12 protein-coding genes are annotated in these 13,007 nt (G+C 38.3%); 11 read left to right on the top strand and 1 reads right to left on the bottom strand.

Going from position 1 to position 13,007, the window contains the following annotated elements:
- The first annotated feature begins 9 nt into the window (after positions 1-9).
- The 9 genes from hemW to BIV20_RS08930 all read left to right on the top strand — a co-directional run bounded on the left by hemW (position 10) and on the right by BIV20_RS08930 (position 9,601).
- Positions 10-1,173 carry a radical SAM family heme chaperone HemW gene (gene hemW / locus BIV20_RS08970; RefSeq protein ID WP_075720223.1) on the top strand — a complete coding sequence of 388 codons (1,164 nt, stop codon included), beginning with the start codon at positions 10-12 and terminating at the stop codon, positions 1,171-1,173.
- Positions 1,174-1,192: 19 nt separating this feature from the next.
- Entirely contained in the window at positions 1,193-2,005 is an 813-nt protein-coding gene (locus BIV20_RS08965; protein WP_075720221.1) for an amidohydrolase family protein, read from the top strand.
- Between the two features lie 508 nt (positions 2,006-2,513).
- On the top strand, positions 2,514-3,551 hold the full coding sequence (gene hrcA, locus BIV20_RS08960) for a heat-inducible transcriptional repressor HrcA (protein WP_075720219.1): 1,038 nt from the start codon (positions 2,514-2,516) through the stop codon (positions 3,549-3,551).
- A gap of 15 nt (positions 3,552-3,566) precedes the next feature.
- Entirely contained in the window at positions 3,567-4,187 is a 621-nt protein-coding gene (gene grpE / locus BIV20_RS08955; protein WP_075720217.1) for a nucleotide exchange factor GrpE, read from the top strand.
- 62 nt (positions 4,188-4,249) lie between these two features.
- Positions 4,250-6,115, top strand: coding sequence for a molecular chaperone DnaK (gene dnaK / locus BIV20_RS08950; protein WP_075720215.1), 1,866 nt, complete (start codon positions 4,250-4,252; stop codon positions 6,113-6,115).
- A gap of 99 nt (positions 6,116-6,214) precedes the next feature.
- On the top strand, positions 6,215-7,393 hold the full coding sequence (dnaJ, locus tag BIV20_RS08945) for a molecular chaperone DnaJ (protein ID WP_075720213.1): 1,179 nt from the start codon (positions 6,215-6,217) through the stop codon (positions 7,391-7,393).
- A 160-nt stretch (positions 7,394-7,553) separates the two neighbouring features.
- The gene (gene nadA, locus BIV20_RS08940; RefSeq protein WP_075720211.1) at positions 7,554-8,462 is read left to right on the top strand and encodes a quinolinate synthase NadA; all 909 of its coding nucleotides are present in this window, start codon (positions 7,554-7,556) and stop codon (positions 8,460-8,462) included.
- Positions 8,463-8,765: 303 nt separating this feature from the next.
- A complete protein-coding gene (locus BIV20_RS08935; RefSeq protein ID WP_075720209.1) occupies positions 8,766-8,969 on the top strand; it encodes a hypothetical protein in 204 nt (67 codons plus the stop codon).
- 137 nt (positions 8,970-9,106) lie between these two features.
- Complete coding sequence (locus tag BIV20_RS08930; protein WP_075720207.1) at positions 9,107-9,601, top strand: hypothetical protein; 495 nt, start codon at positions 9,107-9,109, stop codon at positions 9,599-9,601.
- A 66-nt stretch (positions 9,602-9,667) separates the two neighbouring features.
- Here BIV20_RS08930 and BIV20_RS08925 read toward each other — a convergent pair whose 3' ends face one another.
- Entirely contained in the window at positions 9,668-11,110 is a 1,443-nt protein-coding gene (locus tag BIV20_RS08925; RefSeq protein WP_075720205.1) for a methyl-accepting chemotaxis protein, read from the bottom strand.
- Between the two features lie 192 nt (positions 11,111-11,302).
- On the opposite strand from BIV20_RS08925, the gene prmA reads away from it, so the two are divergent.
- Complete coding sequence (prmA, locus tag BIV20_RS08920; protein WP_075720203.1) at positions 11,303-12,256, top strand: 50S ribosomal protein L11 methyltransferase; 954 nt, start codon at positions 11,303-11,305, stop codon at positions 12,254-12,256.
- 13 nt (positions 12,257-12,269) lie between these two features.
- On the top strand, positions 12,270-13,001 hold the full coding sequence (locus BIV20_RS08915) for a 16S rRNA (uracil(1498)-N(3))-methyltransferase (RefSeq protein ID WP_075720201.1): 732 nt from the start codon (positions 12,270-12,272) through the stop codon (positions 12,999-13,001).
- Positions 13,002-13,007: the final 6 nt, after the last annotated feature.

Genomic DNA, 13,007 nt, shown 5'->3' with positions numbered 1-13,007 from the left:
AGCAGGGATATGACAGTGAGAGAAAAAGAATTAGAACTATATGTTCATATTCCGTTTTGTGTACAGAAATGTCGTTACTGTGATTTCTTATCAATGCCTGTGGATGAGAGTGTTCGCAGGCATTATGTGAATAAAGTAATAGAAGAAATAGAGCAAAAAGCAGGAAATTATAGTGTGTATGGAGTAACTTCTATTTTTTTGGGAGGTGGTACGCCATCCATACTTTCCGGTACGCAGATAGTAGAGATTATGGAAGGATTGCAGAAGAATTTTTGCATAGAAACGGATGCAGAAATTACCATAGAGTGTAATCCGGGAACGTTAACACAGCAGAAACTTATCGCATACAAGAAGGCAGGAATTAATCGGTTGAGTATGGGCTTGCAATCTGCAAGTAATCATGAGTTGAAAAAGTTGGGGAGAATTCACAGTTTTGAAGAGTTTTTGCATAACTATGATTTGGTACGGAAATGTGGATTTGACAATGTGAATGTAGATATCATGTCAGCATTGCCGGGACAGACAGCTGCTGATTGGGAGTATACGTTAAGGGAAGTTTTAAAATTAAGACCGGAGCATATTTCAGCATATAGTCTGATTATTGAAGAGGGAACACCATTCTATCAGGAATATGAAGAGGATGAGAAACGTAGGGAAGATGGCGAGGAACCGCTGATTCTTCCAAGTGAAGAGACAGAACGTGCTATGTATCAAATGACAGGAGAATTACTGGGACAAAAGGGATACGAGCAGTATGAGATTTCCAATTATGCGAAAAAGGGAAAAGAGTGCAGACACAATATTGGCTATTGGACCAGAAAAAATTATCTGGGTCTCGGACTTGGAAGTGCTTCCTTAATTGAAAATGTGCGTTTTTCCAATACCTCAGATTTACAAGAATATTTGAATGGAAATTTTGAACCACAGGGAAAAGATGTGTTGGAACGAAAAGAACAGATGGAGGAATTCATGTTTCTGGGGCTTCGAATGAGAAAGGGAATTAGCAGAAAGGACTTTCTAGAGAATTTTAACGTAGAGATAGAAGCGGTTTATGGGGAAGTCATAAAGAGGATGACAGCACAGGGATTGTTGAAACAGCAGGAAGGACAGATTTTTCTTACGGAAGAAGGAATATCTGTAAGTAATTATGTAATGAGTGAGTTTTTATTGTGATAAATTAGGAGGAGAGAAAATGAAGATTGATTCACATGTGCATATAGGCGGAGAATATTTGGGATTTCATATGAATGAGGAAATGGTATTGGAAATGATGAAAAAATATCAGATTGATTATGCCATTGTTTCGAATGTTGATGCAGGAGAATTGGATCATTCACAGAAGTTGATTCCGAAGGAACACCAGATAAGTCAAGAGGATGCCGTAAGAAGAAACATTGATTTTGCAAGAAAAAATCCGGGAAAGATTGGTGTTGCAGTATGGGCAAAACCAATTTTACAAGGAGTAACGGAAGAGTTAGAAGAGATTATTCGGGAAAATCGAGATGTGATTCAGGCGATAAAACTTCATCCCTATCATATGAACCTGTCACCAACTGATGAAAAGGTGTTACCATATATTCGTTTAGCGGAAAAGTATCAATTGCCTGTAGTGTCACACACGGGTGGATGTGAGGCGGCAGAACCGGTATATTTATATGAAGCTGCGCAAATGTTTCCAACCATTCCATTTATAATGGTACATATGGGGCTTGGAACAGATAATAAAGAGGCGTTGGATTTGCTTGGAAAACAAGAAAATCTATATGGAGATACCACATGGGTTCCTATCAGCACTACGATTGAGGCAATACGACGATATGGAAGTAAGAAAATGCTATTTGGAAGTGATGCACCAATCGATGGAGTGGACACTTATCTTTGTAATCCTAAGGGAGAACGTTCCGTGTATCAGGATTATTTCCAGGTATTGCCCGAAAAAATCAGTAGTGATGCATATGAGGATTTGATGTTTCGAAATGCTATGCGGATATTTAGTGCCATGTGATTAACAAATAACAAAATACAAAGTGAAAGAGGATGACTGGATGGATGCTAGAGATGATTCTATTAGCCAAAAATGAAAAAATATTGATTTTGGCTAATAGAAAAATAGTGGTCTAAAAAAGAAATTTCTTGTTAGGGGCAGTCGCCCGATGAAATGATATAAGTTGAGAAACGAGCCGAGTACACTCGAAAAGTTGGCACTTTTCTCGTTAGGGGCAGTCGCCCCATAAATCTAAAAGAACAAACGAGCCGAGAACGCCTGAAAAGTCTAAAGCCTTTCCAGGCTAGGGGCAGTCGCCCCATAAATTAAAAAAGACAGATGTTTTTGTAAGCAAGCTTCCAAACATCTGTCTTTTTTAATTTACTCGGCTCGTTGCTATCTAAATCTTAAAAAAATATAAATTCTAAGAAATACTATTGACAACTCAAAATGATAGTGATATGTTAAGTACATAGATGTTAGCACTCCAATAAGATGAGTGCTAACAAGGAAAAGAAGGAGGGTGCAGATGGCAGAGTTAGATGAAAGAAAAGTAAAGATTCTGGATGCGATTATTCGTAATTATCTGGATACAGGTGAGCCGGTAGGTTCCCGAACAATTTCAAAATATTCTGATTTGAATTTGAGTTCTGCGACCATCCGAAATGAGATGTCTGATTTAGAGGAAATGGGATATATTCTCCAGCCTCATACTTCTGCAGGTAGAATTCCTTCAGATAAGGGTTATCGCTTTTATGTAGATAATCTGATGAAGGAAAAGGAACAGGAAGTTACTGAAATGAAGGAGTTCATGATTGAACATACTGAGAAGATGGAACAAGTGTTACAGCAGATGGCCAAGATGCTGGCAGTAAATACCAACTATGCGGCGATGATAACTGCTCCGTCTTATCAGAGAAACAAGGTAAAGTTCCTTCAACTATCTCAGGTGGATAATGATCAGATATTAGCGGTTATTGTTATGGAAGGTAACATCGTAAGGAATAAAATGATTCCTACAAGGGAAGCCTTGGACAATGAGACTATGCTGAAATTAAATATTCTACTGAATACAAGTCTGAATGGATTGTCAGTAGAGCAGATTAATCTGGGAACCATATCTAAATTAAAGGAACAGGCAGGAATTCATAGCAACATCGTAAGCGATGTATTGGATGCATTGGCAGGTGCGCTACAGGAAGATGAAGATTTGGAGATTTACACCAGTGGTACTACAAATATTTTAAAGTATCCGGAATTACGAGATTCCCAGAAGGCAAGCGAGTTATTATCTGCGTTTGAAGAGAAAAAACAGTTGGCTGATTTAGTTAATGATACATTAACGTCCGAAGAAACAGGTATTCAGGTGTACATTGGTGATGAATCACCGGTCAAGAATATGAAGGATTGTAGTGTGGTAACAGCCACATACCAATTGGGCGAGGGATTGCAGGGAACCATTGGAATTATCGGTCCAAAGCGTATGGATTATGAAAATGTGGTGGACAATCTTAAGACATTAAAGGTTCAATTGGATAATGTATTTACAAAGCCGAAGAAAGAATAGAAAGGTGGTTAAGGAATGGCAGAAGAACAAAACAAGGACATAGATATGGAAAATGAAACTGTAGAAGAAATGGAAGAAACTGTAGAAGAAACATCCGAAGAAATCGAAGAAGTAACCGAAGAAACAGAAGCTTCCGAAGAGGAAACACCAGAAGAAGGTGACGAGAAAAAAGGTTTTTTCAAGAAAAAGGAAAAGAAAAGTAAGCAGGATGAAAAGATTGAAGAGCTTACAGACCGCGTGAAACGCCAGATGGCAGAGTTCGATAATTTCCGTAAACGTACGGAAAAAGAAAAGGCTCAGATGTTTGAAGTAGGCGCGAAAAGCGTTATTGAAAAGATTTTGCCAGTGGTAGACAATTTTGAAAGAGGTCTGTCAGCAGTTCCGGAAGAACAGAAGGAAGATGCTTTTGTACAGGGAATGGAAAAGGTATATAAGCAGTTGATGACAGAACTGGAAAGCTTGGAAGTAAAGCCAATCGAAGCAGTTGGAACAGAATTTAATCCGGAATTCCACAATGCAGTAATGCAGTTGGAAAATGAAGAATTAGAATCCGGTATGGTAGCTCAGGAGTTACAGAAGGGCTATATGTACCGTGACACAGTAGTAAGACACAGTATGGTAGCCGTAGTACAGTAATCATACTGATAAAATAGCAAACATTTAATTTTAGATAATCATATTTATAGGAGGTCTCTATTATGAGCAAGATTATTGGTATTGACTTAGGAACAACAAACAGCTGTGTAGCAGTTATGGAAGGTGGTAAACCAGTAGTTATCGCCAATACAGAAGGAGCAAGAACAACACCATCTGTTGTAGCATTTACAAAAACAGGCGAAAGATTAGTTGGTGAACCTGCAAAACGTCAGGCTGTTACAAACGCAGAGAAGACAATCTCTTCTATTAAGAGAGAAATGGGAACAGACCATAAGAGAAAGATTGATGACAAGAGTTATTCTCCACAGGAAATTTCTGCTATGATTCTTCAGAAATTAAAAGCAGATGCAGAGAACTACTTAGGAGAAAAAGTAAGCGAAGCAGTTATTACTGTACCGGCATACTTCAACGATGCTCAGCGTCAGGCAACCAAGGATGCAGGTAAAATTGCAGGACTTGATGTAAAACGTATCATCAACGAGCCTACAGCAGCAGCTTTAGCATATGGTCTTGATAATGAAAAAGAACAGAAAATCATGGTTTACGACTTAGGTGGTGGTACATTCGACGTTTCCATCATTGAAATCGGTGAAGGTGTTATCGAAGTATTATCTACTTCCGGAGATAACAGATTAGGTGGAGATGACTTCGACCAGAAGATTACAGACTACATGTTAGCTGAATTCAAGAAAACAGAAGGAATCGACCTTTCTAACGATAAGATGGCTCTTCAGAGATTAAAAGAAGCAGCAGAAAAAGCAAAGAAGGAATTGTCTTCTGCAACTACAACTAACATCAACTTACCATTCATCACAGCAACAGCAGAAGGTCCAAAGCACTTTGACATGAACCTGACAAGAGCAAAATTTGATGAATTAACACATGATTTAGTAGAAAGAACTGCTGTACCGGTACAGAACGCATTGAAAGATGCAGGACTTACAGCTTCTGATTTAGGTCAGGTATTGTTAGTAGGTGGTTCTACACGTATTCCAGCTGTTCAGGATAAGGTAAAACAGTTGACAGGAAAAGAGCCAAGCAAATCTTTGAACCCAGACGAATGTGTTGCTTTAGGAGCATCTATCCAGGGTGGTAAATTAGCAGGAGATGCCGGTGCAGGCGAAATCTTATTGTTAGACGTAACACCATTGTCTCTGTCCATCGAAACAATGGGTGGTGTAGCAACCAGATTGATTGAGAGAAATACAACAATTCCTACAAAGAAGAGTCAGATTTTCTCTACTGCAGCAGATAATCAGACAGCTGTTGATATCAACGTAGTACAGGGTGAAAGACAGTTTGCAAGAGATAACAAGTCCTTAGGACAGTTCAGATTAGACGGAATTCCACCAGCAAGACGTGGTGTACCTCAGATTGAAGTAACCTTCGATATTGATGCAAACGGTATCGTTAATGTATCTGCAAAAGACCTTGGAACTGGAAAAGAACAGCACATTACTATTACAGCTGGTTCTAATATGTCTGACGAAGATATCGATAAGGCAGTAAAAGAAGCTGCTGAGTACGAAGCACAGGATAAGAAGAGAAAAGAAGCAATTGATACAAGAAATGATGCAGATTCCTTCGTATTCCAGACAGAAAAGGCATTAGAAGAAGTAGGCGCTAACATTGATGCAAACGATAAGGCAGCAGTAGAAGCAGACTTAAAGGCATTAAAAGATATGGTAGAAGCACATCCAAATGCAGAAGAGATGACAGATGATCAGGTTGGCGAAATGAAAGCTGCAAAAGAAAAATTAATGGAAAGTGCACAGAAAGTATTTGCAAAGATGTACGAAAATGCACAGGCAGCTCAGGGAGCAGCAGGAGCAGGTCCTGATATGGGAGATGCTTCTTACAACAGTGCAGATGATGATGTAGTAGATGCAGATTATAAAGAAGTATAGGCATTGACTGTGAGCACTTAATGAGATACTAAGAACTTTAGGAGCCATATTAGAATTCAATTCTAATATGACTCCTTACAGTGTAAGAGGGAATTAATCATGGCAGAACAAAAAAGAGATTATTATGAAGTCCTGGGTGTGGATAAGAATGCAGATGATGCTGCAATCAAAAAAGCATATCGTCAGTTAGCAAAGAAATACCATCCGGATATGAACCCGGGCGATGCAGAAGCAGAGAAGAAGTTTAAAGAAGCATCCGAAGCGTATGCCGTATTAAGTGACCCGGAGAAAAAACGTCAGTATGACCAGTTCGGTCATGCTGCCTTTGATGGCGGAATGGGCGGTGGAGCCGGCGGTTTCGATTTTTCCGGTATGGATATGGGAGACATTTTTGGAGATATTTTCGGAGATTTCTTCGGAGGTGGCAGACGTCGTTCTGCAGACAATGGTCCAAGAAAGGGAGCAAATTTACGTGCAGTAGTTCGTATTTCCTTTGAAGAGGCAGCTTTTGGATGCGAAAAAGAAATCGAAATTACATTAAAGGATGATTGTACTACCTGTCATACCACAGGAGCAAAACCGGGAACTTCGCCGGAGACCTGTACAAAATGTGGTGGAAAAGGAAAAGTGGTTTATACCCAGCAATCTTTCCTTGGAATGGTACAGAATGTTCAGACTTGTCCGGATTGTGGCGGAAGCGGAAAAATCATCAAGGAAAAATGTCCGGATTGTCATGGAACAGGATATATTGCAAGCCGTAAGAAAATCAAGGTTAAGATTCCGGCAGGAATTGACAATGGTCAGAGTGTAAGAATCCGTGATAAAGGTGAGCCGGGAACAAACGGCGGACCAAGAGGAGATTTACTGGTAGAAGTAAATGTATCCAGACATCCGATTTTCCAGCGTCAGGATATGAATATATACTCTACAGCACCAATCTCCTTTGCACAGGCAGCTTTGGGCGGTGAGGTACGTATTAGCACCATTGATGGAGACATCTTATATGATGTAAAGCCGGGAACTCAGACAGATACTAAGATTCGCTTAAAAGGAAAGGGTATTCCATCCTTACGCAATTCAAATGTCAGAGGAGACCATTATGTTACTTTGGTGGTTCAGGTTCCAACCAGCCTAAATGAAGAAGCAAAGGAAGCACTTCGGAAGTTTGATGAAGTCAGCGGGCAGTCATTAAAGAAGCAGGATGGTGCGGCAGGCACAGAGAAGCATAAAAAGAAAGGTTTCATGGATAAATTAAAGGAGTCTTTTGAGGATAATTAGAATTGTAGTTAATAAACAGAGACAGATAGCTGTGAATTATGGTCAGATTCGTAGCTATCTGTTTTTTTTGACGAAATGCGAGAAAATATCCTATTGACAAACTAGGTTATTAAAAATATAATAAAATTTATATGAAAACATAGCGAGAAAGGGTAGAAAAATGGACATAAAAGAAGAAATAGCACAGTTAAAACAGCAGAAGGATTTTGTAATTCTGGCTCATTATTATGTAGATGGAAAAGTGCAGGAAATTGCAGATTATGTAGGAGATTCCTATTATTTAAGTAAAGTCGCAACTGAGATTCCAAATAAAAATATTTTATTTGCCGGGGTTTCTTTTATGGGAGAAAGTGCCAAGATATTGAATCCGGAGAAAAACGTATATATGGCAGATTCCACAGCAGATTGTCCTATGGCACATATGATTGACATAGACAAAATAGAACAGGTGCGGAAAGAATATGAGGATGTAGCAGTGGTCTGTTATGTGAATTCCACTGCAGAGATAAAAACCCATTCGGATGTCTGTGTTACTTCTTCCAATGCAGTAAAGGTGGTTAGGAATCTGAAAAATAAATATATTTTCTTTATTCCGGATAATAATTTGGGACATTATGTAGCACAGCAGATTCCGGAAAAAGAATTTATTTTTCATGATGGTTTTTGTCATGTACATAAAAGCATAGAAGCGAATCTGGTGCAGAATGCGAAGAAAATTCATCCGGATGCGTTAGTTCTTGCACATCCTGAATGTACCGGAGATGTATTAGAGTTGGCAGATTTCGTAGGAAGTACATCACAGATTATTGATTATGCAACGGAAAGTACAAATGAGAAATTTATTATTTGTACGGAAATGGGTGTGTTCTATGAATTATCACAGAAAAATCCAGACAAGAAATTTTATTCTGTAGGACATCGTCAGTTTTGCCCGAATATGAAGAAAATATCTTTGGAAAAGGTGGTAGAGGTATTAAGGAATCCGACAAATGAAATTGTATTAGAGAAAGAGACCATAGAAAAAGCCAATGTACCGTTAGAGAGAATGCTAGAATTAGCAGAAATATAGTAGAGAAATGATGGAGGTCTGAGACGTTATCTTGGACCTCTAATCATTTGGTTAAGAAAATTTTGGGTTGACAATATTTGTAAGAAACATTAAAATTAATTTTGAGTTTAGAGGGATGAGTAAGGATAAGGGGAATTAGGGAAGTTCATAATCATAACTTGTCATTCGATGAGTTGCTAATTCAGTAAAATATCCGAAACACAGAAAATGAAATAGAATGAATTTATTCTGTAAGACGTAGGAGTTAACCATTCCTTATCTCAGACTAATAACAAAAATGAGAGAGTAGAAAGGAAAAGAAAAATGTACGAAATGGTAAAATTTATTTTGGTAGGGGCAGTTGCAGTAATGGGGCTTTTTATGGCGGTTTGTCCTCAAAAAGCGGTAAAAGCGGAAGAAAAGGAAAATGAAAAGAGTTTAGCAAGTATGAGAAAAAAAGGCATTATGTTAGCAGTACTAGCAGTTGTTTGTGGTGTAGTATTTGCAATTTCTCAATTTATGATTTAAGTTTTTTTTGTTGCTATTTATTACCATATATTGTATAATGACGTCGAATGGTGTTGAAAAGACACTATATACGGGAGTTTATAGTTAGGCTTGGACAGAAGATTTTTTGTCCGTAATATGGTAAAGGAGGCAGGGTAATGAGCCAGTCTGGTGCAACAGCCCAGTGGCTGTTCCAGGATACTGCAGAAGGGGAATATCAGAGGCAGAACTTAAGAAGAGAGAGGCAGAAACTTGCAGAAGAGAAAAGACTATTAGAAAAGGAAAAAAGAGAATTTCACTGTAAGAAGCAGTTGGAGGAAAAGCGTCTTGCACAGGAAAAGAAATTATTTGAGATGAAGTGGAAGATACTGGAAGATGAACTGCAGAAGCTTGCCAGAGACAGACAGGATATAGAACTGGAGAAAGAGCAGTATTATAGTAATATGAATGAGAACTGTTATGTGGAAGGAAATGGGCAGAGAATTATAAAAGGAGAACTGTTCTTTTCAGGTGTTGGTAATGAGCGTGCATTAAAAAAGCGTTATAAAGAATTGATTAAGATTTTTCATCCGGATAATGTTGATGGAGATAATGATACGCTTCTGGAAATCAACCGAGAATATGACAATTTAAAAAAGGCATTTGAGCTATAAGACAAATACAAAAGGCTGTTGTATGATTTTTCATGCAACAGCCTTTTGGTATGAGTATGATATGTATTAGTTTTGAGTGAAATGAGATTCCAAATCAGTAGAAAGATTGGAAAGAAGTTCGATTTCAGAAGAAATATTTTTGATAGAATCATTTTGGGAAGAAATGGTTTCTGTAATATTCTGTATCGTAGCAGAATTTTCTTCTGAAGTAGCAACTAATGTTTCAATTTCATTTTGAATATGTGTGAAATGCTCCTTTACATGATCAATGATTTCATATTCTTCCTCTACAATCTTATTTGCTTCTTCTGTAGTGGTGTTGATGTTGGCGAATACATTTAGTAGTCCATCAACCATCTGAACGCTGGCAGCGGCTTCTGTTGCTCCAGCGGTGATTTCTTTTGAAACTTGATTGGTGGTATCTACCAGCCAGGTTAAAATTCTTTGAATATTATTGGCTGCTTTGGAACTTTCTTCTGATAATCCACGAATTTCGTCAGCAACTACCGCAAATCCGCGTCCGTGTTCCCCAGCTCTGGCTGCTTCGATAGAAGCATTTAAGGAAAGCAGGTTGGTTTGAGAAGCGATAGAATTGATTTCACCAAGAATGGAGGTGATTTTGTCCATTTCAGTTAAGAGAGAATCCGTAGACTCTCTTGCGGAATTTACAGTCTGTTCCATAGAAAGGATAGAATTCTTTGCATCCTCAACAGCTATGTTACCGTTCGAAACTGCATCCTGAACTTTTTTAAAGCCATTATCAAGTTGTGAAGCTAATTCATGGTTGTGGTTGATTTCAGTTGTAGCAGCATTGATTTTATCCATAACAGTTACCGTTGCATTTGCAGTGTCTTCTACTACTTGTCCCATCTGCTGTGCAGCAGACTGTACGTTGGAACTTCCGTCTGCAAGTTCATGTACAGCATTCATACTTTGATGAATGGAAGTGTTTAGATTTGAGGAAATACCGTTAGCAACTTTAGAATTTTCCTGCACGACTTTCAGCGCATCTTCTGTTTTTTGAACAACTCTGGAACCGCGTTTGATAGCAAGGTAGAGTAGAATGGAAGTAACAATGAATAAAACTACTTTAGTAGCAGCTCCTGCGATGGTATAATCCCCTCCATCAATGACTTTTGGGTCAAATATGAGACATAGAATGGAAATGGCAGAGAATGGAATAGCAAAATAAATAATAACATTCTGAATAAAGTAAGAAGTTGTCATAGCAAGCAATACATAATTTGTGATATAAGCAATAGAGTTTCCACCGACGATGGAAGCAAAAATCAAAGTGGCAATTGCAGCTGGAAAAATAAGTAATAATGCTTTCTTGGTGTCACTTAATGGAGAAAAGTAACCAATTGTAGAGATAATACCGGCAATTATTACAGTAAGGACGCCCATAATGCCTCTGGTTGAAAATCCAAAACCGATAAAAGAAAGAATAGCCAGTGCGATAACAGAGCACCAGATGATAATTAGATTGTTTCTATGCAATTTTTTCATAAATAATCTCCTTTATAAAAACGAAAAAATTTGTATAGAACTGAAAATAGGATCTTTTTCCTAATTATAACCACATTGTTAACGGAAAACAAGCTATTTCTTCTGATTTCTTGCTTTTTATAAGGGGTTATGGTATTATTATGAATAGTTTTGTCCAATAATCAAAAGTTAAGGAAGTAAGAGGAAAAGAAAATGAAGTGGAGTAAATATACGATTAAAACCACCACAGAAGCAGAAGATTTTGTGAGCAGTATGCTGGCAGATTTAGGCGTGGAAGGTGTGGAAATTGAAGATAATGTGCCGTTGTCTTTAGAGGACAAGGGAGAAATGTTTATTGATATCCTTCCGGAACTTCCACCGGATGAAGGAATCGGTTATGTCAGTTTTTTCCTGGATTCTGATGGAGATAATGAAGCATTGCTTGCTCAGGTGAAAGAGGAATTGGATAACCTTCGGGTATTTGTAGAGGTTGGAGAAGGAACGATTACCGAGAGTGAAACAGAGGATAAGGACTGGATTAATAACTGGAAACAGTATTTTAAATCCTTTGCCATTGAGGATATTTTTATTAAACCGACATGGGAAGAAATGCCGGAAGACAATCAGTATGAATGCGTGATTGAGATTGATCCGGGAGCATCTTTTGGAACCGGAAAGCATGAAACTACCCAACTTTGTATTCGTCAATTGCGGAAATATATGAAGGATGGAGACAAGGTATTAGATGTAGGATGCGGAAGCGGTATTTTGTCTATCGTTTGTCTGAAACTCGGAGCCGGTCATGTGTCTGGAACAGATATTGACCCGATTTGCATGGATTCTGCAAGAGAGAATATGAATGTGAACCATTTAGGTGAGGAGTTGTCAGATTTTTATTATGGAAATTTGATTGATGACAAGGAATTACAGGAAAAGGTAGGAACAGAATGCTATGATATTGTAGTTGCGAATATTTTAGCAGAAGTTATTATCCCTATGGCACCGGTGATTCCAATGAGATTGAAAAAAGGTGGAATTTTTATAACTTCCGGTATTATTGATTTTAAGGAACAGCAGGTAAAAGAAGCGATAGAAGCCCAGGGACTTGAGATTTTAGAGATTAATCATCAAGGCGAATGGGTAAATATCACTGCAAGAAAGAATTAATTAGGAGAGAGGTATGTTTCAGTTTTTTGTAGAGCCAGAGCAGATACAAGCAGAGAATGTAATTATTACAGGCAGTGATGTGAATCATATCAAAAATGTCCTGCGCATGAAGGCTGGGGAGCAGGTACGCATCAGTGATAATTGTGGGGGAGATTATCTTTGCGAGATTAATGAGGTAGCATCAGAACAAGTAGAATTGCACATACTGGAAAAGTGTGATAATACGGAGCTTCCGGTGAAGATTACACTGTTTCAAGGATTGCCCAAAAGTGATAAGATGGAGCTGATTATTCAAAAGGCAGTAGAACTTGGAGTTAGTGAAATTGTACCGGTTGCCATGAAAAACTGTGTGGTAAAGTTGGATGAAAAGAAAGCAAAGGCAAAACAGAATCGCTGGCAGGCAATTGCAGAAAGTGCGGCAAAACAGTCAAAACGAAGTATCATACCTCAAATTGGTGAAGTGATAAGCTTTTCACAGGCAGTGGCAAGTGCAAAGAATATGGAAGTAAGATTAGTACCATATGAAAATGAGCGTGGAATGGCACATACCAGAGAAATTCTGGGAAAAATAGAAAAGGGATCAGAGGTTGCGATTTTTATTGGACCTGAGGGTGGATTTTCATCTTCTGAAATCGAACTGGTAAAGGATGATATGGAACTGATTTCATTAGGAAACCGCATTTTGCGAACAGAAACAGCAGGACTTGCAGCGCTTGCTATGATAATTTTGGCAATAGAAGATTAGAAAGAG

This window comes from Roseburia sp. 499 (assembly GCF_001940225.2).
Classification (GTDB): domain Bacteria; phylum Bacillota; class Clostridia; order Lachnospirales; family Lachnospiraceae; genus Petralouisia.
Note: the sequence above shows the minus strand (reverse complement) of the source record. Positions and strands in the feature narration are given on the sequence as shown.

What these genes read in the sequence shown, in the direction of transcription:
- hemW (WP_075720223.1), top strand. Translation starts at nt 10, where the DNA reads ATGACAGTGAGAGAAAAAGAATTAGAACTATATGTTCATATTCCGTTT.
- BIV20_RS08965 (WP_075720221.1), top strand. Translation starts at nt 1,193, where the DNA reads ATGAAGATTGATTCACATGTGCATATAGGCGGAGAATATTTGGGATTT.
- hrcA (WP_075720219.1), top strand. Translation starts at nt 2,514, where the DNA reads ATGGCAGAGTTAGATGAAAGAAAAGTAAAGATTCTGGATGCGATTATT.
- grpE (WP_075720217.1), top strand. Translation starts at nt 3,567, where the DNA reads ATGGCAGAAGAACAAAACAAGGACATAGATATGGAAAATGAAACTGTA.
- dnaK (WP_075720215.1), top strand. Translation starts at nt 4,250, where the DNA reads ATGAGCAAGATTATTGGTATTGACTTAGGAACAACAAACAGCTGTGTA.
- dnaJ (WP_075720213.1), top strand. Translation starts at nt 6,215, where the DNA reads ATGGCAGAACAAAAAAGAGATTATTATGAAGTCCTGGGTGTGGATAAG.
- nadA (WP_075720211.1), top strand. Translation starts at nt 7,554, where the DNA reads ATGGACATAAAAGAAGAAATAGCACAGTTAAAACAGCAGAAGGATTTT.
- BIV20_RS08935 (WP_075720209.1), top strand. Translation starts at nt 8,766, where the DNA reads ATGTACGAAATGGTAAAATTTATTTTGGTAGGGGCAGTTGCAGTAATG.
- BIV20_RS08930 (WP_075720207.1), top strand. Translation starts at nt 9,107, where the DNA reads ATGAGCCAGTCTGGTGCAACAGCCCAGTGGCTGTTCCAGGATACTGCA.
- BIV20_RS08925 (WP_075720205.1), bottom strand. Translation starts at nt 11,110, where the DNA reads ATGAAAAAATTGCATAGAAACAATCTAATTATCATCTGGTGCTCTGTT.
- prmA (WP_075720203.1), top strand. Translation starts at nt 11,303, where the DNA reads ATGAAGTGGAGTAAATATACGATTAAAACCACCACAGAAGCAGAAGAT.
- BIV20_RS08915 (WP_075720201.1), top strand. Translation starts at nt 12,270, where the DNA reads ATGTTTCAGTTTTTTGTAGAGCCAGAGCAGATACAAGCAGAGAATGTA.